The organism is Methylorubrum populi, from assembly GCF_002355515.1.
In the GTDB taxonomy this organism is placed as follows: Bacteria; Pseudomonadota; Alphaproteobacteria; order Rhizobiales; family Beijerinckiaceae; genus Methylobacterium; species Methylobacterium populi_A.
The window spans coordinates 2,323,107-2,345,744 of record NZ_AP014809.1; the positions used below are offsets into that span (position 1 = coordinate 2,323,107).

Annotated in this window: 24 protein-coding genes; 18 read left to right on the forward strand and 6 right to left on the reverse strand. The window is 69.1% G+C overall.

Annotated features, from left to right (window positions below):
• Nucleotides 1–169: 169 nt before the first annotated feature.
• Complete coding sequence (locus MPPM_RS10640) at nt 170–358, forward strand: hypothetical protein (RefSeq protein ID WP_096485044.1); 189 nt, start codon at nt 170–172, stop codon at nt 356–358.
• Between the two features lie 144 nt (nt 359–502).
• On the opposite strand, the gene MPPM_RS10645 is transcribed toward MPPM_RS10640, so the two are convergent.
• Both MPPM_RS10645 and MPPM_RS10650 read right to left on the reverse strand, forming a co-directional pair.
• A complete protein-coding gene (locus MPPM_RS10645; RefSeq protein WP_096485045.1) occupies nt 503–1,060 on the reverse strand; it encodes a GNAT family N-acetyltransferase in 558 nt (185 codons plus the stop codon).
• Nucleotides 1,061–1,252: 192 nt separating this feature from the next.
• A complete protein-coding gene (locus MPPM_RS10650; RefSeq protein ID WP_096485046.1) occupies nt 1,253–2,419 on the reverse strand; it encodes a type III PLP-dependent enzyme in 1,167 nt (388 codons plus the stop codon).
• A 675-nt stretch (nt 2,420–3,094) separates the two neighbouring features.
• Between MPPM_RS10650 and MPPM_RS10655 the strand changes: the two genes are divergently transcribed.
• The 4 genes from MPPM_RS10655 (at nt 3,095) to MPPM_RS10670 (ending at nt 7,322) form a co-directional block, all read left to right on the forward strand.
• Entirely contained in the window at nt 3,095–4,732 is a 1,638-nt protein-coding gene (locus MPPM_RS10655; RefSeq protein ID WP_096485047.1) for a glucan biosynthesis protein G, read from the forward strand.
• A complete protein-coding gene (locus tag MPPM_RS10660; RefSeq protein WP_173807902.1) occupies nt 4,729–5,241 on the forward strand; it encodes a GNAT family N-acetyltransferase in 513 nt (170 codons plus the stop codon). The genes MPPM_RS10655 and MPPM_RS10660 overlap by 4 nt, the downstream gene beginning before the upstream one ends.
• A gap of 168 nt (nt 5,242–5,409) precedes the next feature.
• Nucleotides 5,410–6,498: an alkene reductase gene (locus tag MPPM_RS10665; protein WP_096485049.1), complete on the forward strand. Its 1,089-nt coding sequence runs from the start codon at nt 5,410–5,412 to the stop codon at nt 6,496–6,498.
• Nucleotides 6,499–6,578: 80 nt separating this feature from the next.
• A complete protein-coding gene (locus tag MPPM_RS10670; protein ID WP_096485050.1) occupies nt 6,579–7,322 on the forward strand; it encodes an HAD hydrolase-like protein in 744 nt (247 codons plus the stop codon).
• On the opposite strand, the gene MPPM_RS10675 is transcribed toward MPPM_RS10670, so the two are convergent.
• On the reverse strand, nt 7,259–7,756 hold the full coding sequence (locus MPPM_RS10675) for an outer membrane protein assembly factor BamE (RefSeq protein WP_096485051.1): 498 nt from the start codon (nt 7,754–7,756) through the stop codon (nt 7,259–7,261). The two genes, MPPM_RS10670 and MPPM_RS10675, sit on opposite strands and share 64 nt — an antisense overlap.
• Nucleotides 7,757–7,913: 157 nt before the next feature.
• Between MPPM_RS10675 and MPPM_RS10680 the strand changes: the two genes are divergently transcribed.
• The 11 genes from MPPM_RS10680 (at nt 7,914) to MPPM_RS10730 (ending at nt 18,766) form a co-directional block, all read left to right on the forward strand.
• Nucleotides 7,914–8,480, forward strand: coding sequence for a ubiquinol-cytochrome C chaperone family protein (locus MPPM_RS10680; protein ID WP_096485052.1), 567 nt, complete (start codon nt 7,914–7,916; stop codon nt 8,478–8,480).
• Nucleotides 8,477–8,995, forward strand: coding sequence for a YceD family protein (locus MPPM_RS10685; protein WP_096485053.1), 519 nt, complete (start codon nt 8,477–8,479; stop codon nt 8,993–8,995). Before MPPM_RS10680 ends, MPPM_RS10685 begins: the two co-directional genes overlap by 4 nt.
• Before the next feature lie 193 nt (nt 8,996–9,188).
• Nucleotides 9,189–10,259, forward strand: a complete 1,071-nt coding sequence (gene plsX / locus MPPM_RS10690; protein ID WP_096485054.1) for a phosphate acyltransferase PlsX — start codon at nt 9,189–9,191, stop codon at nt 10,257–10,259.
• Nucleotides 10,260–10,305: 46 nt separating this feature from the next.
• Entirely contained in the window at nt 10,306–11,286 is a 981-nt protein-coding gene (locus MPPM_RS10695; RefSeq protein ID WP_096485055.1) for a beta-ketoacyl-ACP synthase III, read from the forward strand.
• 209 nt (nt 11,287–11,495) lie between these two features.
• Complete coding sequence (locus tag MPPM_RS10700) at nt 11,496–11,822, forward strand: integration host factor subunit alpha (protein WP_096485056.1); 327 nt, start codon at nt 11,496–11,498, stop codon at nt 11,820–11,822.
• A 68-nt stretch (nt 11,823–11,890) separates the two neighbouring features.
• Nucleotides 11,891–12,373, forward strand: a complete 483-nt coding sequence (locus MPPM_RS10705) for a MerR family transcriptional regulator (RefSeq protein WP_096485057.1) — start codon at nt 11,891–11,893, stop codon at nt 12,371–12,373.
• Between the two features lie 107 nt (nt 12,374–12,480).
• Entirely contained in the window at nt 12,481–12,900 is a 420-nt protein-coding gene (locus MPPM_RS10710; RefSeq protein WP_173807903.1) for a hypothetical protein, read from the forward strand.
• Between the two features lie 167 nt (nt 12,901–13,067).
• Nucleotides 13,068–13,541 (forward strand): 4-aminobutyrate aminotransferase, encoded by a 474-nt coding sequence (locus tag MPPM_RS10715; protein ID WP_096485059.1) that lies wholly within the window; start codon nt 13,068–13,070, stop codon nt 13,539–13,541.
• Nucleotides 13,542–13,799: 258 nt separating this feature from the next.
• Nucleotides 13,800–15,752 carry a PrkA family serine protein kinase gene (locus MPPM_RS10720; RefSeq protein WP_096485060.1) on the forward strand — a complete coding sequence of 651 codons (1,953 nt, stop codon included), beginning with the start codon at nt 13,800–13,802 and terminating at the stop codon, nt 15,750–15,752.
• A gap of 90 nt (nt 15,753–15,842) precedes the next feature.
• Nucleotides 15,843–17,141 (forward strand): YeaH/YhbH family protein, encoded by a 1,299-nt coding sequence (locus MPPM_RS10725; RefSeq protein WP_096485061.1) that lies wholly within the window; start codon nt 15,843–15,845, stop codon nt 17,139–17,141.
• 53 nt (nt 17,142–17,194) lie between these two features.
• Nucleotides 17,195–18,766, forward strand: a complete 1,572-nt coding sequence (locus MPPM_RS10730) for a SpoVR family protein (protein WP_096485062.1) — start codon at nt 17,195–17,197, stop codon at nt 18,764–18,766.
• 173 nt (nt 18,767–18,939) lie between these two features.
• Here the strand turns inward: MPPM_RS10730 and purN are convergent, their stop codons facing one another.
• Genes purN through MPPM_RS10745 form a run of 3 tightly spaced genes read right to left on the reverse strand, consistent with a single transcriptional unit; the run spans nt 18,940 to nt 20,905 of the window.
• Nucleotides 18,940–19,599, reverse strand: coding sequence for a phosphoribosylglycinamide formyltransferase (purN, locus tag MPPM_RS10735; protein WP_096485063.1), 660 nt, complete (start codon nt 19,597–19,599; stop codon nt 18,940–18,942).
• Nucleotides 19,596–20,663 carry a phosphoribosylformylglycinamidine cyclo-ligase gene (gene purM, locus MPPM_RS10740; RefSeq protein ID WP_096485064.1) on the reverse strand — a complete coding sequence of 356 codons (1,068 nt, stop codon included), beginning with the start codon at nt 20,661–20,663 and terminating at the stop codon, nt 19,596–19,598. Before purM ends, purN begins: the two co-directional genes overlap by 4 nt.
• Nucleotides 20,660–20,905 carry a hypothetical protein gene (locus tag MPPM_RS10745; protein WP_157914165.1) on the reverse strand — a complete coding sequence of 82 codons (246 nt, stop codon included), beginning with the start codon at nt 20,903–20,905 and terminating at the stop codon, nt 20,660–20,662. Before MPPM_RS10745 ends, purM begins: the two co-directional genes overlap by 4 nt.
• Before the next feature lie 77 nt (nt 20,906–20,982).
• On the opposite strand from MPPM_RS10745, the gene MPPM_RS10750 reads away from it, so the two are divergent.
• Both MPPM_RS10750 and MPPM_RS10755 read left to right on the forward strand, forming a co-directional pair.
• Nucleotides 20,983–22,074 carry an AI-2E family transporter gene (locus MPPM_RS10750; RefSeq protein ID WP_096485066.1) on the forward strand — a complete coding sequence of 364 codons (1,092 nt, stop codon included), beginning with the start codon at nt 20,983–20,985 and terminating at the stop codon, nt 22,072–22,074.
• A gap of 52 nt (nt 22,075–22,126) precedes the next feature.
• Entirely contained in the window at nt 22,127–22,600 is a 474-nt protein-coding gene (locus MPPM_RS10755) for a hypothetical protein (protein ID WP_096485067.1), read from the forward strand.
• Nucleotides 22,601–22,638 lie beyond the last annotated feature (38 nt).

Sequence of the window (22,638 nt, forward strand, 5' to 3'; positions counted from 1 at the left end):
GATCAAGGGAATGTTGCGAAATCGTGAAGGTCTCGGGCTTCAGCCATGCAATTGGTGCAGAGCCGGGGCCAAGATGCGTCGGAGGCCAGCGGCAGCGGAGACGCTTATATTGCGGTGCAACAAGGGAGAGGCGCCCAGGGGCAGAGAGCACGCACAAGGGATCTGAGCCATGCTGACCGTCCTCACCGCACCGTCCATCCATCCGGAAGTCGAAGCGATCGACCGCGATCCGGGCATCATCACACTCCTTTCCGCGCTCGTTCGCGCCGGCCGTTCGGCGGCCCATCAGGCCCGCACCTTCCATGAGGGCGTCAGCCGCCTGTCCTTCTCCGCGACCGCGTGGCCCGGTCATCGCTGAGGCGGGTCCGTCGTGGCGCCGTCCGGCTGCCGTACCGACGCAATGCAGCGAACCGAACCGGGGGCCTGAGCGCGTGCGCCGGCAGGCATCCCGGTTCGTCCCTCTTTTAATGATGTGACAGGGGCGTTCAGCCCCACTGCCGGCTCAGGCGGCGTGTCGTCGCGCAGCCACGGCGGCGACCTCGACCGCGACCTCCGGCAGCGCTTCGAGCGCGCCGGTCGCCCGCAACACACCCTCCGCGTCCGCCAGCGCCCCGGCCCTGAGTTCCAGGCCGAGGAAGCGCTCGCGCTCGAACGGGCCGGGCATGTAGAGGCCATCCGCCTTCGCCCGCTCGAAGCCGAACCGGGCGTAGTAGGGGGCATCGCCCACCAGCAGCACCGCACCGTGGCCGCGCTCCGTGGCCGCGGCGAGGGCCGTGCGCATCAGCGTCCCGCCGAGCCCGGCGCCCTGGAGCGCCGGATCGACGGCAAGCGGCCCGAGCAGCAGGGCCGGACGGCCGCAGCCGGTCTCGACATCCCACAGCCGCACGGTGCCGACGAGCTTTTCGGCCCGCACGGCCGAGAGGGCAAGGCCGCGCGCGGGCAGGCGGCCCTCGCGCAGGCGCTGCGAGGTCTTCAGGAAACGGCTCGGACCGAAGCAGGCGTCGAGCAGGTGCTCGCGGGCTGCGACGTCGGCGGCGATTTCATCGCGGATCTGGATCACGGCCGTACCCTCCCAGGTCGCTGACAAGCGGGAAGAAACAGCCCTCGCACCCGCGCGGAAGCGGGCCGTCCGGGACACGTCGACAGGCACGTCTCGTGAGACGCGCGGGCTCTTCTGGCGCGATGGGCGTGAACAAAGCCTGACCGAGGCGGCCCCGCGGAAGCGGCGGGACCGCCGATCACGGTCGGCCGATCAGATCACGATCTGCTCGAGGGGCGGGAAGCCGTTGAAGGCGACCGCCGCGTAGGTCGTGGTGTAGGCGCCCGCGCCCTCGATCCACACCTTGTCGCCGATCGAGAGGGAGACTGGCAGCGGGTAGTGGTTCTTCTCGTAGAGCACGTCGACCGAGTCGCAGGTCGGGCCGGCGACGACGCAGGGGGCCATGCGGTCCTCGTCATGGGCGGTCTTGATCGCGTAGCGGATCGACTCGTCCATGGTCTCGGCCAGCCCGCCGAACTTGCCGATGTCGAGATAGACCCAGCGCACCTCGTCCTCGGCCTCCGACTTCTTGGAGACGAGCACGACCTCGGCCTCGATCATGCCGGCATTGCCGACCATGCCGCGGCCCGGCTCGATGATCGTCTCGGGGATGCGGTTGCCGAAGTGCTTGGTGAGCGCGCGGAAGATCGCGTCGCCGTAGCTCTCCACGCCCGGGACCTGCTTGAGGTACTTGGTCGGGAAACCGCCGCCGAGGTTCACCATCGACAGGCCGATGCCGCGAAGCGCGCATTCCCGGAAGATCTCGGAGGCCGAGGCGAGCGCCCCGTCCCAGGCTTCCGTGTTCGCCTGCTGCGAGCCGACATGGAAGGAGACGCCGTAGGCATTGAGGCCGTGCCGGTGGGCGTGCTCGAGCACGTTCACCGCCATCTCCGGCTCGCAGCCGAACTTGCGCGAGAGCGGCCAGTCGGCGCCGGCGCCGTCGCAAAGGATGCGGCAGAACACCTGCACGTCACCGGTCTCCACGCCCGCCTCGCCGACGGCGCGGAAGATCTTCTCGACCTCGGCCTGGCAATCGACGGCGAAGAGGCGGATGCCGAGCTTGAGCGCGCGGACGACGTCGCGCTCCTTCTTGATGGTGTTGCCGAAGGAGACGCGCTCCGCCGTGGCGCCGGCGGCGAGCGCCATCTCGATCTCGGCGACCGAGGCGGTGTCGAAGCAGGAGCCCATCTCGGCGAGCAGGCGCAGCACTTCCGGCGCCGGGTTCGCCTTCACGGCGTAGAACACGCGGGTATCGGGGAGCGCACGGGCGAACGCCGTGTAGTTGTCGCGCACGACATCGAGGTCGAGCACCATCACCGGACCTTCGTCCCGGCCGAGGTCACGGCGCGCGCGCAGGTAATCGCGGATGCGATCGGTCATTGGTCGTCCCCACCACAGGTTCGAGGCGCCGTCTCTCGGGCGCGAGATCGAATCGAGACGGCCCGGAAGCGAGCCGTCGGCGTCTGGGGGCGATGCGTCGCTTCCGCTTCGCGCTTTGGAGACGCGAAACGGTCAGCGGGCGCAGGTAGCACCCCGGAAGCTGCCGTGGATTGGATGGGGGAACCCCAACCGCACGCCGGGCAAGGATAAACAAGCCTCTTCGGTGCCGGCCTTTGGAGGAGCCGGCGAGACCAAAAAAGCCCGTTCGTCGTTGCTTTAAGCTGCGTCCCCCGTGGAGAGCGGGGTTCGCCGGTTTCGCCTCCGGCTGCCGGTTGTTGTTAGGGTCTGGTGTCGCCACCCGGATGCCGGCCGTAGGGATCCACCCTTGCGACCATCGATCCTTTAAGACCCCTGGCGGCTGTCCGGCAGTTGACCGGATGCCCACCAACCGACACGCGGCCACAGGCACGTGCGAAATTGGGCAGGCGCGATATACGGCCGAGTGTCCCCGACCACAAGGGAAAAAGGCGTTTCCGGCACCGGATTTCGGACCGGATCGGGGGACAAGCGGAATTGTGGCGCGAAAGACGCACCCGCGCGGCGCCCCGCCCCGGCTCACCCCTTCCCAAGCCCGACCGAAGCGGCCATTGAACCGTGGCATTTCGGGATAGGGTCATGATCCGCGCCAGGGGCCAGAACGATACCGAAGGCCGTGCCGATGAGTCGGCGCCCGAGACGGCACCGCCCGATGCGCCCTCGCGCCGGGCCGTGATGGCAGGCCTGGCGGCCACCGGCTTCGCCGCGGCGATTCCGACCGCCGCCCTCGCGCAAGGCGAGGCCGGGGGCGTTCCCTTCGATCCCTCCGTCCTCGAACGGCAGGCGCAGGCGCTCGCCGCGCAGCCCTTCGACGGGCGCTTTCCGCCCCTGCCGCCGCCGCTCGCGAGCCTCGATTACGACGCCTACCGCGACATCCGCTTCCGGAAGGACCGGGCGTTCCTCGCCGAGGCCGGCGGGCCGTTCCGACTTCAACTGTTCCACCGCGGCTTTCTCTATGAGCGCCCCGTGGCGGTGAGCCTCGTGCGCGACGGGATCAGCACGCCGATCCCGTACGATCCGGCCCTGTTCGATTTCGGCCGGACGCGGATCGAGGGCGCGCTGCCGAGCGACCTGAACTTCGCCGGCATCCGCATCCACGCGCCTCTCAACCGGCCCGACCGGCTCGACGAACTCGTCGTCTTCGTCGGCGCCAGCTACTTCCGCTTCCTCGGGCAGGATCAGCTCTACGGTCTCTCCGCCCGCGCGCTCGCGATCGGCACGGATGCCGAGAAGGAGGAGTTCCCGTTCTTCCGCGCCTTCTTCATCGAGGTTCCGCCCGCGGAGGCGAAGGCACTGACGATCCACGCCCTGCTCGACAGCCCCTCGGTCGCGGGCGCCTACCGCTTCATCATCGAGCCGGGCCGAAACACGACGGTGCGGGTGAGTGCGTCGCTCTATCCGCGGCAGGACCTGTCGACCGTCGGCCTCGCGCCGCTGACCTCGATGTACTTCATCGGCGAGACCGACCGCGGCCACAGCGACGATTACCGGCCGGAACTGCATGATTCCGACGGGCTCCAGATCGCCACCGGCTCCGGCGAGTGGCTGTGGCGGCCGCTCGACAACCCGCAGAACCGGCGGATCTCGACCTTCCTCGACCGCGACCCGAAAGGGTTCGGGCTGATGCAGCGCGACCGCGACTTTGCCAGCTACCAGGATCTCGAAGCCGGCTACGAGCGCCGCCCGGGCTACTTCGTCGAGCCCGAGGGCGCCTGGGGCGAGGGCAGCGTCGTTCTGATGGAACTGCCGACCGACAACGAGACGGCCGACAACATCGTCGCCTTCTGGCGCCCGCGGCAGCCCTATCGCGTGGGCGCGCCGGTGCGGCTCGCCTACCGCATCCGCGCGCATACGGGCGAGGAACTCCATCCGAACGGCAAGGTGGTGAACACCTTCATCGCCGAGCCCGCCGCGAGCGGCGCCGCGCGGCGGACCGCCGACGCCACCGCCCTGCGCAGCCGGCGCTTCCTGATCGATTTCGGCGGCGGCGCGCTGAAGACGCTGCTCGACGACCCGTCGCCGCCCGAGATCGTCGCCAGCGCGAGTGCGGGCCGGATCGTCGCGACCTCGATCGTCGCCAACCCGCATGTCGGCGGTTTTCGCGCGGCTCTCGACGTCCGGCTCGACGGGCCGGGCGCGACCGAGCTGAGGGCCTATCTGCGCAAGGGCGACCAGGCGCTGACCGAGACGTGGTCGTTTCCCTGGAGCGCGGCGTGAGCACCCGCAGCGAGCGCGTCGCCGCCCGCCTGCCCGTGGCGATCCGGCCGGCCGGATTCGCCGACCTCGACGCGCTGGTGGCCCTCGAACACGCCGCCTTCGCCACCGACCGGGCCGAGCGGCGGGCGATCCGCCACGCGATCCGCTCGGCCAGCATGACCCTCCTCGTCGCGGTCGTGCGGGAGCCGGCGGAAGCGGGCGAGGCCGATATCCTCGTCGGCGCCGCCACCATCGAGCGGCGTCGCACCAGCCGCGTCGCCCGGCTCTCCTCGCTTGCGGTCGCACCCGCCCGCGCCGGGCTCGGGCTCGGGCGCCGGCTGCTGGAGGCGGCGGAGGCCGATGCCCGCAGCCACGGCTGCGCGCGGCTGCGCCTGGAGGTGCGGGCCGATAACGGCAGCGGCATCCGGCTCTACGAGCGGGGCGGCTATGCGCGCACCGGAACCAAGCCGGACTACTACGAGGACGGAATGGAGGCGTGGTGCTACGAGAAAGCGCTGACCGAGGGCTGATTGAGAGCCGACATGCCAGTGTCATGTCCCCTTGTGCGCCGCAGCGCAGGTGCGCCAGCGCACTGGCGAACCGGTAGGGCGGATACAAGGTTTGGCTCACCCGAGGGCGGCTCGCGCGGCTGCGACCGAGCGCCCGGAGACCTGCCTTCCCCTATCATAGAGTGTTGAATGCCTACTCTGTTCGACCCGATCACGCTCGGCGCGCTGAAGCTGCCGAACCGCATCCTCATGGCCCCGCTGACCCGTGCCCGCGGCACCCGGACCCACGTCCCGACGCCGGTGATGGCCGAGTATTACGCCCAGCGCGCCGGTGCCGGCCTCATCATCTCCGAGGCCACCGGCATCAGCCAGGAAGGGCTCGGCTGGCCCTATGCACCGGGCATCTGGTCCGACGAGCAGACCGAGGCCTGGAAGCCGGTGGTGAAGGCGGTCCACGACGCGGGCGGGCGCATCGTCTGCCAGCTCTGGCACATGGGCTACCTCGTCCATTCCGACTTTCTCGGCGGCGAGCCGCCGGTCGCCCCTTCGGTCGCCACGGCGCCGGACGAGGCGCATACCTATGACGGCAAGAAGCCCTACAGCCAGGCCCGCGCGCTGCGCGAGGACGAGATCCCGCGCCTCATCGCCGATTACGAGCGGGCCGCGCGGAACGCCGTGGCGGCGGGCTTCGACGGCGTGCAGATCCACGCGGCGAACGGCTACCTGCTCGACGAGTTCATCCGCGACGGCAGCAACAAGCGCAGCGACCGCTACGGCGGCTCGCCCGAGAACCGGGTGCGGCTGGTGACCAAGGTGGCGCAGGCGGTGGCCGGCGTCGTCGGCGCGGACCGCACCGGCATCCGCTTCTCGCCCAACGGCCCGATCCAGGGCGTGGACGATTCCAACCCGCACGAGGTCTTCGGTCTGGCCGCCGAGATGATGGAGCGCGTCGGCCTCGCCTTCATCGAGATGCGCGAGCCCGGCCCGGACGGCACCTTCGGCAAGGCGACGGTGCCGCCGGTGGCGCCGGTGATCAAGGAGCGCTTCGGCGGTCCGGTCATCCTCAACTGCGACTACGACGCCGAGCGCGCCAAGCAGGCGGTCGCCTCCGGCGAGGCCGACGCCATCGCCTTCGGCCGGCCCTACATCGCCAATCCCGATCTGGTCGAGCGCATCGCCCAGGGCCTGCCGTTCGCCAAGGACGACATGAAGACCTGGTACAGCCAGGGGCCGGAAGGCTACGTCGATTACCCGACCGCGTCGCAGAAGGCGGCGTGAGGCGCGGGAGCCGGCCTGCGGGCCGGCCCGCATCGTCGAACTGAGGAGGCGGTCTCGCGGGAGCGGGGCCGCCTTCGTTTCTGCGGAGACCCGAGCCCGTGAGTGGCACGACGCCGGAGGCCGTTCCCTATCGTCTCGTCGCCTTCGACTTCGACGGGACGCTCGCCGACACCTTCCCCTGGTTCTGCGCCCATCTCAACGACGTGGCCGCGCGCTACGGCTTCCGCCGGGTCGAGGCCGGCGAGACCGAGCGGCTGCGGGCCTTGAGCGCGCGAGCGATCCTCAAGGATCTCGGCATTCCGGCCTGGAAGGTGCCCCTGATCGCCCGTCACATGCGCGCGCTCGCGACCCGCGCGGCCGCGCAGGTGCGGCTGTTTCCCGGCGTGCCGGAGATGCTGACGGATCTCGATGCGGCGGGATTTTCGCTGGCCGTCGTCAGCTCGAACAGCGAGGCGAATGTCCGCCGGGCGCTCGGCGCATCGGCCGGGCTGATCCGCCGCTTCGATTGCGGCGCCGCGCTCTTCGGCAAGGCGCGACATCTCCGCGCGGTGGCGCGGGCGGAAGGCATCGACCCCGCTGCGATGCTGGCGGTCGGCGACGAGATCCGGGATGCCGAGGCGGCGGCGCGGGCTGGCTGCGCCTTCGCCGCGGTGGCCTGGGGCTACAACAGTCCCGAGGCTCTGGCCGATGTGAGGCCGGCCCACCTGTTCGCCGAACCGGGCGAGGTCGCCCGGGCCCTCGCGGGCCCGGCCGGACGCTCTTACTGCCCCGCGCGGGCGCCGGGGACGACCGAGGCGCCGGCACCGCTGCCGAACGGCTCGTAGCGGGTCAGGCCGCGGAAGAGCTGGCTGATGAAGGCACGGTCGGCGCCGCTGGCGGGGGTCTTGCGCTCGATGAAGTCGAACACGCGCCCGTCCTGCAGACCGTAGAGCGCCACGCGCTCCACCTTCATGCCTTGGTTGAAGTAGATCGCCGTGACCTTCTGGTCTTCGAGCTGCTCGCCGAGGAACATCACCGTGCGGCGGGTGTTCTGGGTGATGTAGTACCAGGACTTGTTGCCGACCGTGGAAACGGTGGACGGCGTGCCGAGGATCTGCAGCACCTGCTCGGCGCCCATGCCCGGCTTCACCGTGGCAAGGGCCGCCTGATCAATCTGATAGCCGTGGCGGATCTCCTCGCCGATGCAGCCTGATACGCCGATCGCGACGGAGCCGAGAACGGCCGCGCGGGCAAGCGACGAGACGAGACGGCGCGACATCGGCCCCCCTGATTTCCTGCCAATAGGGCCTGCATCCGCGGCGCGTTTGAACTCGCGCGTCTTCGGACTTGCACCCTGGTCCGCGGTTGCCGTACCGCGGGGATATGGCTTTGACAAGGCAAGCTCGGCCACAGCGCCGGCCCATCCGGTGGATCGCATGTTAGCGGGGCTGTTCCGCCGCGCCGAACGGCGCCGCCGCACCATCCGGACGCTGCACCAGAGGATCGGCGAGGCCGCGCGCCGGCCCGGCCTCTACACGGCGCTCGGCGTGCCCGACACCGTGGAGGGCCGGTTCGAGGGCTTGAGCCTGCACGTCATCCTCGTGCTGCGCCGCCTCGGCCAATTGCCGCCGCCGGCCGCGGACGTGGCGCAGGATCTGGTCGATTCCGTCTTCATGCAGCTCGACGCCTCGCTGCGCGAGCTCGGCATCGGCGATATGGGGGTGCCGAAGCGCATCAAGAAGCTCGGCGCCTCCTTCTACGCGCGGGCCGGAGCCTACGGCGCCGCGCTCGACGCCGGCGACCGGGCGGCCCTGGCCGATGCGCTCGCCCGCAATGCGCTCGACGGCGCCACGCCCGAGGCCGCGGCTCCGCTCGCCTCCTATGTGGAGGCCGCCGCCGCGGCGCTGGCGGCGCAGGATCTCGATGGCCTGCTGGAGCAGGGGCCGCGCTTCCCCGAGCCTGCGCCCGAGCCCGCGGCCGATATGTCAGGAGACCATCGATGACGCCGAAGCCCGAGGGGCCGCTCTCGCGCTCCGTCAATGTCGAGCGCCTGCCGAAAGACCGTGCCGAGATCGTCGTCGAGGCAACCCCGGCGGAGTGCGAGGCGCTGGCCCGCGACTTCAAGATCCCGGCGATCCGCGACCTCGTCGGCCGCTTCTCCTTGAGCGGCTCGCTGACGCGGCTGCGGGCGGAAGGCCGGGTCGAGGCGACCGTGACGCAGGTCTGCACCGTGACCCTGGAGCCGTTCGAGGCGAAGGTGTCCGAGCCGGTCGAGGTCGAGTTCACCAATGCCGACATCCTGGAGGGCACCGAGGCCGAGGATGTCGACCTGCCCGACCCGATCGTGAACGGGCGCGTTGATTTCGGCGTTCTGACCGCCGAGTTCCTGGCGCTGGGCATCGACCCCTATCCGCGCAAGCCCGGCGTCGCTTTCGAGCCGGTGACAATCGGCGAGGAGCCGCTGCCCTTCTCCGACCTCGCCGCGCTGCGGGCCAAGCTCGGTCAAGACAAGACGTGACCGACAAAACGTGACCGATAAGGGGTAAACAGCGGGCCAGCCGGCCCTCTGGCCGACATCCGCGCGACAAAAAGTTGAGTTTTCGTTTGCCCGGCGGGGCGCTGCCGCTATTTTGCGCCGCCGATTCCGGGGCCTCCGACGCCCCTTCACGCTCGCTGCCCGCCGGCTTTCCCCGCGGCGTCCCGAAGGAACCATGTCGAACCGCGTTTGCATCTCGCTCGACGCCATGGGCGGCGATCACGGCCCCACGACCGTCGTGCCCGGCGCGGCCATCGCCCGCGAGCGGCACCCTGAGCTTCATTTCATCCTGTTCGGCGACGAGGCGGTGGTGCGCCCCCTCGTCGAGGCCGAGCCGCGCCTCAACGGCGCCGTCGAGATCCGCCACACCACCGTCGCGGTGGCCATGGACGACAAGCCGAGCCAGGCGGTGCGCCAGGGCCGGGGCAAGTCCTCGATGTGGCGGGCGATCCAGGCGGTGCGCGACGGCGAGGCGCAGGCCGCGGTCTCGGCCGGCAATACCGGCGCGCTGATGGCGATGTCGAAAATCTGCCTGAAGACCATGGCCGGCATCGAGCGCCCGGCCATCGCCTGCCTCTGGCCGACGGTGCGCGGCGAGAGCGTGGTGCTCGATGTCGGCGCCACCATCGGCACGGATGCCGAACATCTGGTCGAGATGGCGGTGATGGGCTCGGCCATGGCCCGCATCGTCCTCGACGTCGAGCGGCCGACGGTCGGCCTGCTCAATGTCGGCACCGAGGAGATGAAGGGCAACGAGGCCGTGAAGGAGGCCGCCCGCCTCCTGCGCGAGTCGGAGCCGGCGAACTTCACCTATCACGGCTTCGTCGAGGGCACCGATCTCGGCCGCGGCACCACCGACGTGGTGGTGACCGAGGGCTTCACCGGCAACATCGCCCTCAAGACGGCGGAAGGCACCGCCAAGCAGATCGCCTCCTACCTGAAGGCGGCGATGGGGCGGACGCTGTCGGCCAAGATCGGCTACCTGTTCGCGCGTCAAGCCTTCGCGGCGCTGCGCGAGAAGATGAACCCGAGCCGCGCCAATGGCGGCGTGTTTCTCGGGCTCGAGGGCATCGTCATCAAGAGCCACGGCTCGGAGAACGCGCAGGGCTTCGCGGCCGCCGTCGATCTTGCCCACGACATGGCCCGCCACGACCTGATGCGCACGATTCGCGACATGCTGGAACAGACGCCGTCGGTCGCCGCCGGTATGGGCGCCGGGCTCGATGCCAGCTTGGCCCAGAAATGACCCCGCAAGTGAGCCCGGCAGAGAAGTTGAGAAAGGGACGGATCTGATGGCGCATCGGCGCTCCGTCGTGGTCGGCTGCGGGGCGTACCTGCCCGAGACCGTCGTCACGAACACAGACCTCGCCGAGCGCGGGATCGACACCTCCGACGAGTGGATCATCCAGCGCACCGGCATCCGCCAGCGCCACATCGCGCGGCCCGACGAGACGACGTCGGTGCTCGGCACCCGCGCGGCGCGCGCGGCGCTCGACGAGGCCGGGCTCTCGCCCGCCGACATCGACCTCGTGATCTGCGCGACCTCGACGCCCGACCACACCTTCCCCTCGACGGCGACCCAGATCCAGGCGGCGCTCGGGATCGAGGGCGGCTTTGCCTTCGACCTCCAGGCGGTCTGCGCCGGCTTCGTCTACGCGGTGGCCACCGCCGACCGCTTCCTGACCACGGGCAGCGCCAAGCGCGCCCTGGTGATCGGCGCCGAGACCTTTTCGCGACTGCTCGACTGGGAGGACCGCACCACCTGCGTCCTGTTCGGCGACGGCGCGGGGGCCATTGTGCTGGAGGCCCGCGACGGCGAGGGCACGAAGGATGACCGCGGCGTCCTGTCGAGCTGCCTGCGCTCCGACGGGCGTCACCGGGCGAAGCTCTACGTCGATGGCGGCCCCGGCTCGACCGGCACCACCGGCAAGCTGCGGATGGAGGGCCGCGAGGTGTTCCGTTTCGCCGTCGGCTCGGTGACCGACGTGATCGCGGAGGCCTTCCACGCCTCCGGCACCACCGCCGAGGATCTGGCGTGGTTCGTGCCGCATCAGGCCAACCGGCGGATCATCGAGGCCTCGGCCGACAAGCTCGGCATCGCCCGCGAGAAGGTGGTGCTGACCGTCGATCGCCACGGCAACACCTCGGCGGCCTCGATCCCGCTCGCGCTCGATGCCGCCCGCCGCGACGGGCGCATCCGCGAGGGCGACCTCGTGATGATCGAGGCGATCGGCGGCGGCTTCACCTGGGGCGCCGCCCTCATCCGCTGGTAGGCGACGCGCGCCGGATCGGGACTGGGTTTTATGTCAACCGCAAGGTTCTGTTGACCGTCGTCCCTCTGCCGATTAGCGTGTTCGATCATAGAGATACACGGCGAGATCCTGTTTCCGGGGGCCTCGCGCGGCATTTGAGCGGAGAGAGCGTCCGAGCGTCCCGAAAAGGACGGCCCGGAGGCAAAAAACTCGGCCGGAAGGGGGAGCGCATGGCGGGCAAGACGGTCACACGCGCCGATTTGAGCGAGGCCGTTTACCAGCAGGTCGGCCTGTCGCGGGCCGAATCGGCCGCCCTGGTCGAGACGGTGCTCGGCGAGATCTGCAACTGCCTGTCCTCGGGCGAGACGGTGAAGCTGTCCTCGTTCGGCTCCTTCGTCGTCCGCTCCAAGGGCAAGCGCATCGGCCGCAACCCGAAGACCGGCGTCGAGGTCGAGATCGAGCCGCGGCAGGTCATGGTGTTCAAGCCGTCGAACGTGCTCAAGGCGCGCATCAACGGCGGCCACGTCAACGGGCTCGACACGGACGAGGACGAGTGATCCGGCCGGGCCATCCCGGCCCGCTCCCGCGCATATCGGTTTGAGGCGCTGCCATAGGACTGCCGATCATGGGACTGCCGATGGAATCCCCCGCTCTCGAATCATCCGCCGACGAGGAGCGCGGCGAGAAGAGCCCCGGCGCCTTCCGCACCATCACCGAGGTCTCCGAGGATCTCGGCGTGCCCCAGCACGTCCTGCGCTTCTGGGAGAGCCGGTTCAGCCAGATCAAGCCGACGAAGCGGGCCGGCGGCCGGCGCTACTACCGCCCGGAGGATGTCGACCTCGTCAAGGGCGTGAGCTGCCTGTTGCGCGGAAAGGGCTACACGATCCGCGGGGCCCAGCGCGTCCTCAAGGAGAGCGGCGTGCGCTTCGTCCAGGCGCTCGGCCGGGGTGAAGCCGAGGTTGGTGCACCGACCGGCGCCGACCGGGACGAGGAGAGCGTCGAGGCCGCCGCCGCCGATCGCCGCTCCCTGGAAGGGGCGCTCGCCGAACTGCGCGCCTGCCGGGCCCTGCTTGCAAACCTCGACGAGACGGATCACGAGGCCGCCTGAGGCCGATCGCAACTCTCTTGCGCGCAACGCATTGACCGGCCTCGCGGATTTCAGCCCGCCGCGCGTGTAGGAGCTGAACTTTACCGACCGATCGGCGTTGAGGCGCCATGGCTTCCCCACGCTCCCGGATGTCTCCGACCCAGGAACTCATCGCCCGCGTCATGCGGATCGTGCGCGCTTGCCCGGAAGCCGCCAACGAGGTTCTGGAGTTGATGTTCCTCGTCAGCCAGATCGAGGCCTCGACCACGGTAGACCGGGAATACCGCGACGCGCGCCGGGTCATCAGTCGGCTCCGGGCACCGCTCTGGGATATGGGGCCCGCCGATCGCGAGACCCTGCTCAAGGCCGCCGACACCATCCGCCGGGTCTGCGACCTTGCCGACGGGGATATTCCCTCCGCGCCGTTCGCCGATCTCGGCGAGCGTGAGCGTGTCGAGGAGGCGCTGACCCAGGCGCTGGCGGGCCAGCTCGACGAGGCGCAGATCGCCCGCGTGGCCGGCACGGTGGCCGCTGCGCTGCAGCACTGACGCAGCGTCGACGCGGCCCCACTGGGCTCGGGTTCGGCAAGTTTCGAAAAGGCAAGCCTCGACGCGGACCCGCGACGTCCCCACATCCCCGCTTGCGCCCTGCGGCGCGGAGGCCGGATCGTCCGGCCGCGCCGGCGGGTCGCGAGACGACGCTCAAGGAAACGCCGATGGACCTGCCGACCTCTGCCGCGAAGCCGACCGCGACGCTGCCCGCCGCCCTCGCCACCGCCGTCGCGGTTTCCTGGCTCTGCCTCGCCGGACCGGCCCTCGCGCAGACCACCGTCACCCGCAGCGAAACGGTGCCGGCCGGCAAACAGGCCCGCCTCGTCATCGTGCCGAACCTGAAGAAGGATTGCTCGCTCGGCCCGATGCCCGAAATCAAGGTGGTGACGCCGCCGACATCCGGCTCGCTCATCACCAAGGCCGGAAAGCTGAAGACCCCGGCCAAGTACCGTTGCCCGAACAAGGACGCCGAGGTCCAGGCGATCTTCTATCAGCCCAACAGCGGCTATACCGGCTCCGACGGCGTCGTGGTCGAGATCAAGAATGCCGACGGCGAGGTTGAGAAGCGCGACATCCGCATCACCGTCGACAAGGGCGACAAGGCCAAGGACGAGAAGAAGAGCGGCACCGATCTCTGATCCGGGAGATCGTGGCGGCGCGGGCATATTGCGCCGCAGCAATCTCGGGCGGTTCCCGACGCTTCCGGCCCCTGGCCGGAGGCGGAAGCTCCTTATCCGAAGCCGGTTAAGCTCGCGCTAAAGCCCGGCCAGCTTTGAGTGTGTCCCGTTTCACACGCAGGATGGCCCTCCTGTGGGCGGTGCGACAAAACCCGCAATGTCAGTTGCGTTCCGCCCGAGACAGGATGAAGCTGTCATCAGCCTGAAGGGGGTGTTCGAATGCCGCTGCACTCGACGAACGACCTGTTCCAGAGCTTCGCTCGCGGCTATGAAGCGCGCCGCGACACGGAGATGACCCTCTCCGAGTATCTTGAGGCGTGCCGCGACAATCCGCTGATGTACGCCTCCGCCGCCGAGCGCATCCTCGATGCGATCGGCCAGCCGGAGATGGTGGACACCGCCCGCGATTCCCGCCTCGGCCGCGTGTTCATGAACCGGACGATCCGGGTCTACCCGGCCTTCGCCGAGTTCTACGGCATGGAGGAGACGATCGAGCGGATCGTCTCGTTCTTCCGCCACGCCGCGCAGGGGTTGGAGGAGCGCAAGCAGATCCTCTACCTGCTCGGCCCCGTCGGCGGCGGCAAGTCGTCGCTCGCCGAGCGCCTCAAGGCGCTGATGGAGGTCCATCCCGTCTACGTGCTCAAGGCCGGCGACGAGGTCTCCCCGGTCTTCGAGAGCCCGCTCGGCCTGTTCGATCCCGAGGCGATGGGCCGGGAGATCGAGGAGCGCTTCGGTATCCCGCGCCGCCGCCTCACCGGCCTGATGAGCCCCTGGGCGCTGAAGCGCCTCGACGAGTTCGACGGCGACATCTCCCGCTTCAAGGTGATCAAGGTGCGGCCCTCGCGCCTGCGCCAGATCGCCATCGCCAAGACCGAGCCCGGCGACGAGAACAACCAGGACATCTCCTCGCTCGTCGGCAAGGTCGATATCCGTCGCCTCGAGACGCTGTCCCAGGCCGATCCCGACGCCTACTCCTACTCGGGCGGCCTCAACCGGGCGAACCAGGGCGTTCTCGAATTCGTCGAGATGTTCAAGGCGCCGATCAAGATGCTGCACCCCCTGCTCACGGCGACGCAGGAGGGCAATTATGTCGGCACCGAGAATATCGGCGCGATCCCCTTCACCGGCGTGATTCTGGCCCACTCGAACGAGGCCGAGTGGCAGTCGTTCAAGACCAACAAGAACAACGAAGCCTTCATCGACCGGATCTACGTCATCAAGGTGCCCTACTGCCTCCGGGTGACGGAGGAGCAGCGCATCTACGACAAGCTGATCTCGGGCTCCGAACTGTCGCAGGCCGCCTGCGCCCCCGGCACGCTGGAGATGCTGGCCCGCTTCTCGGTGCTCTCGCGGCTTCGCGAGCACGCCAACTCGAACCTGTTCTCGAAGATGCGGGTCTATGACGGCGAGAGCCTCCGCGAGGTCGATCCCCGCGCCCGCTCGATGCAGGAATATAAGGACACGGCGGGCGTCGACGAGGGCATGGACGGGATCTCGACCCGCTTCGCCTTCAAGGTGCTGGCCGCAACCTTCAACCACGACACCACCGAGGTCTCGGCCGATCCGGTCCACCTGATGTACGTTCTGGAGCAGGCGATCCGTCGCGAGCAGCTGCCGCCTGAGACGGAGAAGCGCTACATCGAGTTCATCAAGACCGAGCTCGCCCCCCGCTACGCCGAGTTCATCGGCCACGAGATCCAGAAGGCCTATCTCGAATCCTACCACGATTACGGGCAGAACCTGTTCGATCGCTACATCGATTACGCCGATGCCTGGATCGAGGATCAGGACTTCAAGGACGCCGAGACCGGCCAGCTCCTCAACCGCGAGTTGCTGAACCAGGAGCTCACCAAGATCGAGAAGCCGGCCGGCATCGCCAATCCGAAGGATTTCCGCAACGAGGTCGTCAAGTTCGCCCTGCGCTCGCGGGCGCAGCACGGCGGGCGCAACCCCTCCTGGACATCCTACGAGAAGTTGCGCGAGGTGATCGAACGGCGGATGTTCTCCCAGGTCGAGGAACTGCTGCCCGTGATCTCGTTTGGCTCAAAGAAGGACAGCGAGACCGAGAAGAAGCACGGCGAGTTCGTCGACCGGATGACCGACCGGGGCTACACCGAGCGGCAGGTCCGGCGGCTCGTGGAATGGTACATGCGTGTGAAGCAGGCGGGGTGAGGCGGGCTTTCGGCCCTCCGGCATCCGCCGCAACTCCCGCACCTTTGTCCCTCGACCAGGGACGTGAGACTAGGCGTTGAGCGACCCCGGATGCACATCGTCGACCGACGGCTCAATCCAGGTGGGAAGAGCCTCCCGAACCGCCAGCGCTTCCTGCGCCGGGTCAAGGACGTCGCGCAGCGCGCGGTTCGGGAATCCGCCCGCGAGAAGGACATCAAGAACCTCGGCAAGGACGGGCGCATCTCCGTGCCCGGTGACGGGGTGCGCGAGCCGCGCTTCTCCCGCCAGCCGGGCACGGGCCATCAGGACTATATCCTGCCCGGCAACAAGACCTACGTGGAGGGCGACCGCATCGAGCGCCCGCCGGGCGGCGGGGGCGGTGGCGGCTCCGGGGAAGGCGGCGAGGGCGGCGAGAACAGCGAGGACGCCTTCCACTTCGTCCTGACCCGCGAGGAGTTCCTCGACCTCTTCCTCGAAGACCTCGAACTGCCCGATCTCGCCAAGCGCCGCCTCGCGGTGGTGGAGACGGAAGGGCTGCGCCGGGCCGGCTACACCGTCTCGGGCTCGCCGGCCAACCTCGCCCTGTCGCGCACCCTGCGCAATTCCATGTCCCGGCGCATCGCCCTCAAACGGCCGAAGCTGGAGGAGGTGGCGGCGCTGGAGGCGGAGATCGCCGCGGCCGAGGCCGCGAACGATCCGCGCCTGCCCGACCTGCAGCTCAAGCTGCTGGGCCTGCGCGAGCGCTCCAAGCGCATCCCCTACGTCGATCCGATCGACCTGCGCTTCCGCCGCTTCGAGCCCTATCCGAAGCCGATCGCCCAGGCCGTGATGTTCTGCCTGATGGACGTGTCGGGCTCGATGACCGAGCACATGAAGGATCTGGCCAAGCGCTTCTACATCCTGCTGCACATCTTCCTGACGCGCCGCTACAAGCACGTCGAGATCGTCTTCATCCGCCACACCGACAAGGCGACGGAGGTGGACGAGGAGACCTTCTTCGGCTCCCGCGAGACCGGCGGCACGCTGGTGTCGTCGGCGCTGGTCGAGATGAAGCGCATCGTCACCGAGCGCTACTCGCCCGACGACTGGAACATCTACGCGGCGCAGGCGTCGGACGGCGACAACGTCTCCTCCGACGGACCGACCTCGACGGAATTGCTGCGCGCGCACATCCTGCCCGCCTGCCAGCACTTCGCCTATCTGGAGGTCGGCGACGAGAACGGTCCGCGCGCCGGCTTCGTCGAGCACCGCACCACCCTGTGGCGGACCTACGAGGCCCTGGCCAAGGCCGGCGAGCCGCTCGCCATGCGCAAGGTGAACCACCGCCGCGACATCTACCCCGTGTTCCGCGAGCTGTTCGGCCGCAAGGACGCGCGGGCGGAGGCGTAGCGACAGACCTCTCCGCGAGGGGAGGGCAGACAGCGTCGAAGAGAAGGGCCGACATGGTCGCGAGCCTGAGCCGCACGAAGTCCACCGCTCCGAAGCCGGGCGAGTTGCTGTTTTCCGGCAACGACTGGGATTTCGAGACGATTCGGCGCATCCACGACGCCTGCGAGGCGGTGGCCGGGCCGGAGCTTGGCCTGTCGTGGTACCCGAACCAGATCGAGATCATCACCGCCGAGCAGATGCTCGACGCCTATGCCTCGATCGGCATGCCGCTGTTCTACAAGCACTGGTCCTTCGGCAAGCACTTCGCCCAGCAGGAGGCGAGCTATCGCCGCGGCCTGATGGGGCTCGCCTACGAGATCGTCATCAACTCCGATCCGTGCATCTCCTACGTCATGGAGGAGAACACGGCGACGATGCAGACGCTGGTGATCGCCCACGCCGCCTTCGGCCATAACCACTTCTTCAAGAACAACTATCTGTTCCGCCAGTGGACCGATGCCGAGGGCATCCTCGACTATCTCGACTTCGCCAAGAGCTACATCGCCCGCTGCGAGGAGCGCTACGGACATCAGGCGGTGGAGCACGTCCTCGACGCCGCCCATGCCCTGATGAGCCAGGGCGTCCACCGCTATCCCCGCAAGAAGCGGCCGGATCTGGCGAGCGAGCAGCGGCGCGAACGCGAGCGCGAGGAGCACGGCGAGCAGATCTACAACGATCTCTGGCGCACCCTGCCGGCCAAGGCCGGTGGGCAGAAGGGCGATCCGGCACTGGAGCGGCGCCGGGCGCTGCTCGAACTGCCGCAGGAGAACATCCTCTACTTCCTGGAGAAGGTGGCCCCGCGGCTGCGGCCCTGGCAGCGCGAGATCCTGCGGATCGTCCGGCTGGTGGCGCAGTACTTCTACCCGCAGCGTCAGACCAAGGTGATGAACGAGGGCTGCGCCACCTACTGCCACTACCGGATCATGAACGCGCTCTCGCAGAAGGGGCAACTCAGCGAGGCGGCCTATCTCGAGTTCCTGACCTCGCACACCAACGTCATCCGCCAGCCGAACTTCGACGACCGTTCCTTCGGGGGGCACAACCCCTACGCGCTCGGCTTTGCCATGATGCAGGACATCGCCCGCATCGTCGAGCAGCCGAGCCAAGAGGATCGGGAGTGGTTCCCCGACATCGCCGGCACCGGCGACGCCATGAGCGTGCTGCGCGATTGCTGGGAAAACTACCGCGACGAGAGTTTCATCGCCCAGTTCCTATCGCCGAAGCTGATGCGCGACATGCGCCTGTTCCACGTCGTCGACGATCCCGACGAGCCGGAGATGCGGGTCGAGGCGATCCACGACGAGCGCGGCTATCGCAAGATGCGCCGCTCCTTCGCGCGCCAGTACGACGTGGCGTGGCTCGATCCCGATATCGAGGTGGTGGACGTCGATCTGGAGGGCGACCGCCGGCTGATCCTCCACCACAAGGCGCTCAACCGCATCACCCTGCAGCGGGAGGATGCCCGGCGCGTGCTCCAGCACCTTGCCGACCTGTGGGGCTACGACGCGGTGCTCAAGGAGGTCGATCCGGCGACCGGCGCGGTACTGGTCGAGCACACCGCCAGCGCGCGGCCGATCTTTTTCTGATCCTTTTTGCTGTTCTGGGCCGAAGGCGACGTGCCCGCTCCCGTCTTTGCGAGGCGAAGCCGAAGCAATCCAGTGCGCTGCCTCGTCCGGAAAGATCGCGCCGCTGGATCGCTTCGCTGACGCTCGCGATGACGAAGATAGATTTGAAATTGAGAACGGTTAGCTGAAACCGGTCAGAGCGAGAGGATCGCAGCCCCCGCGTCGCGCTCCCGTTCGGTGAAGCGCACGCGACTTCCCTCCAGCACGGCACCGCCGCCCGCGATCACGGCGAGCGCCGCCGGGTAGAGCCGGTGCTCCTGCACAATCACTCGGGCGGCCAGGGTGTCGGCGTCGTCGCCCGGCAGCACCGGTACCGCGGCCTGGGCCACGATCGGCCCGGCATCGAGTTCCGGCACGACGTAATGCACGGTGCAGCCGTGCAGGCGCACCCCGGCTTCCAGTGCCCGCTCGTGGGTGTGCGTGCCCTTGAACAGCGGCAGCAGCGAGGGGTGGATGTTGATCATCCGGCCCGCCCACGCCTCGACGAAGGCGTCGGTGAGGATGCGCATGAAGCCGGCGAGCACGATCAGCTCGATGCCCGCACCCTCCAGTTCCGCCTGAAGCGCGGCGTCGAAGCGGGTTCGGTCGGGAAACGCCTTGTGGTCGATGGCGCGGGCCGGGATGCCGGCCGCCTGCGCGCGGTCGAGGCCGGCGGCGTCCGGGCGGTTCGAGAGCACGAGCACGATCTCGGCCGGATAGTCCGGCGCGCGCGCCGCCTCGATCAGCGAGACCATGTTCGAGCCGCGACCCGAAATCAGGATCGCGACGCGTTTTTTTCGAGCCGGGGCGCTCACAGGGCGAGCTGCCCCGTGAACGTCACCGGCTCCGCCCCCCGCTCGGTGATCTGCCCGAGCCGGACCGGCGCCTCGCCGGCCTCGGTCAGCGCGTCCGCCACGGCATCGGCCGCATCGGCGGCGGCGACCACCACCATGCCGATGCCGCAATTGAAGGTGCGCAGCATCTCGGATTCCGCGACCCCGCCCTCGCGCGCCAGCCAGCCGAAGACCGGCGGCACGGCGAACGCGGAAAGGTCGATGTCGATGCCGACACCGTCGGGAAGAACGCGCGGGAGGTTGTCGGGGAAGCCGCCGCCGGTGATGTGGGCGAGCGCCTTGACGCCGCCGGCCCGCTTCAGGGCGGCGAGCAGCGGCTTCACGTAGATCCGGGTCGGCTCCAGCAGTGCCTCGCCGAGGCTGCGGCCCGGCGCGAAGGGCGCGTCGGCGTCCCACGGCAGGCCGGTCTTGGCCACGATGCGTCGCACCAGCGAGAAGCCGTTCGAGTGGACCCCCGAGGAGGGCAGGCCGAGCACGATGTCGCCGGGCAGGATGCCGGGGCGCGGCAGCAGCGTGCCGCGCTCGGCCGCGCCGACCGAGAAGCCGGCGAGATCGTAGTCGGAGCCGTCGTAGAGGCCCGGCATCTCGGCGGTCTCGCCGCCGATCAGCGCGCAGCCCGCCTGTCGGCAGCCCTCGGCGATGCCGCGGACGATGTCGGCACCGACGCCCGGCACGAGCTTGCCGGTCGCGTAGTAGTCGAGGAAGAACAGGGGCTCGGCGCCCTGCACGATGATGTCGTTGACGCACATCGCCACGAGGTCGATGCCGATCGTGTCGTGACGTCCGGTCTCGATCGCGATCTTCACCTTGGTGCCGACGCCGTCATTGGCGGCGACCAGGATCGCGTCCTTGAAGCCCGCGGCCTTGAGGTCGAACAACCCGCCGAAGCCGCCGATCTCGGCATCCGCCCCCGGCCGGCGCGTGGACCGCACCAGCGGCTTGATCGTCTCGACGAGCGCGTTGCCCGCGTCGATGTCGACGCCGGCCTGCGCGTAGGTGAGCCCGTTCCCGTCCTGCGCCGTCATCGCCGCCCCGTCGTCCGGTATTCGCTGATCATGCGCAAACCCGCTGCCACATCGCGGCGCGATTGACCACTGTCACCGGCGTGGGGCCGCGCGTTCGGGCACAGCATCGTTCTATCGCGGAGGGCGAAAAGCATTCGGAGGGTCGGAGCCGCGGCCTCGATCCGGTCGGCCTCCTCGGCTTCGATGGCGTCGCGTCTCCGCCTCGGTTCGTCGGTGCGCTCGAATGCCTTCGTGCCGCTCACGGCACGGCTCGCCTTGACCGGAGATGCCACGCTTCCCACTCTCCGCGCCGGACGGATTCACAAAGGACGGACGCGCGATGCGTGGGCGGGCAATCATCGGGCTCTCGATCCTCGCGGTCGTCGTCTTCCTGCTCTACGAGTTGCGGGAGGTGATGCTGCCCTTCGTGGCGGGGCTGGCGCTCGCCTACCTGCTCGATCCGCTCGCCGACCGGCTGGAGCGGCTCGGCCTCGGGCGGCTCGCCGCCACGCTCATCATCCTGGCGGGCTTCGTGGTCGGCTTCGTGGTGCTGCTCATCATCGTGGTGCCGCTGGTGGCCGGGCAGATCGCTTCCCTCGTCAACGCGCTGCCGACCATGGTCTCGCGCCTGCAGGCGATCCTCGTCGAGCGGGCGGGGCCGCTTCTGCAGCGGATCGGCGGCTCGGAGGTCGTCAACGAGTTGCAATCCTCCGTCGGCACGCTGGTCGGGCAGGGCGGCACGTGGTTCCTGGCCTTCCTCAAGTCGCTCTGGACGGGGAGCCAGGCGCTGGTCTCGATCGCCTCGCTCCTCGTGGTCACGCCGGTCGTCGCCTTCTACCTGCTGCACGACTGGGACCGTATGATCGCGGCCCTCGACGGCTGGGTGCCCCCGCGCCACCGCCCGACGGCGCGGCGGCTCGCGGGTGAGATCGACGGGGCGGTGACCGGCTTCGTTCGCGGACAGAGCCTCGTCTGCCTGATCCTCGGCTCGTTCTACGCGGTCGGCCTGTTCCTCGTCGGTCTGAACTTCGGCGTCCTGATCGGGATGATTTCGGGCTTTCTCACCTTCATCCCCTACGTCGGCACGCTCACCGGCTTCATGCTCTCGGTTGGCGTCGCCCTGGTGCAGTGGTGGCCGTCCGGCGACTGGCTGCATATCGGGCTCACCGTCGGCGTCTTTCTCGTCGGGCAGTTCCTGGAGGGCAACGTGATCTCGCCCAAGCTCGTGGGCGACTCGGTCGGCCTCCATCCGGTCTGGCTGATGTTCGCGCTGCTGGCCTTCGGCTCGCTGTTCGGCTTCCTCGGGCTGCTGCTCGCCGTGCCGGTCGCCGCCTCCATCGGCGTCGTCGTGCGCTTCGGCATCGAGCGCTATCTCGAGAGCCGGCTCTATCGGGGCGAGGAGCCCGTGCTGATCATGGACCGGGACAAGTGAGGCCGCCTCCGCTCCGAGCCGAGCCGAACCGTTCCCAAGGCGAGAGCGAACGATGCGTCCCGAATTGGCAGACCCCTTTCCCGATGCGCTGCGCCTGAGGCGCGCGATCCGTGCCGCGAGGGAGCTCTACACCCGGCACGAGGCGGGGCAGCCGACCCGCGAGGCGCTGGAGGCCTTTTCCCGGCTCGTGGGCGTGACGGTCGGCGCCGCCGATCTCGACGGGGCCTTCGGATCGGTCGATCCGGACACCTTCGCCAAGCGGCACCTGCTCTCGCCCGACCGCGTCCACGGCGATCTCGACCGGGACGAGATGGTGGAACTGGTCGAGCGGATCATGGCCGCGGAGGGCGGGGAGTTCGAGCTGGAATACTGGCTCGCTTGCGTCGCCCGCAGCAGCGGCAATCCCGACATCTCCGCGCTCATCTTCTCTCGGGCAGGCGAATCGGCCGGCGCGGACGAGATCGTCGCCCGGGCGATCCGGGATTCGGGGGCAGCCGTCATCGCTCTCCCGCCCCCGCGCGGCTGAGGCGCCGCTTCCCGTCGATCCGCAAGGACGCGGCCGTG